Below are 281 nucleotides of genomic sequence, written 5' to 3' on the forward strand. Positions count from 1 at the left end.
GAATTGCTGCTGCAAGGATTCCAGAGCGCTGGATTTTTCGGCTAGCTGTTGCTGAAACTCGTGTTCGCGGTGTTCTTTTTCAGCGAATTGCTGCTGCAAAGAAGCGATCGAACTTTCGCGTTCACTCAACTGCTGCTGTAAACTTTCGTAACTCGACTTCGCTACTGTTTCGGCTAATTGGCTTTCGAGATTTTGCTTTTCGGTAGCGAATTGCTGCTGCAAAGAAGCGATCGAACTTTCGCGTTCACTCAACTGCTGCTGTAAACTTTCGTAACTCGACT

General features: G+C 47.0%; 1 pseudogene. It reads right to left on the reverse strand.

Annotation, left to right across the window (positions count from 1 at the left end):
- A pseudogene (locus QUA34_RS16525) lies at positions 1-281 on the reverse strand (CopG family transcriptional regulator); the annotation flags it as partial.

This window comes from Microcoleus sp. POL10_C6, from assembly GCF_036701585.1.
Lineage (GTDB): Bacteria > Cyanobacteriota > Cyanobacteriia > Cyanobacteriales > Microcoleaceae > Microcoleus.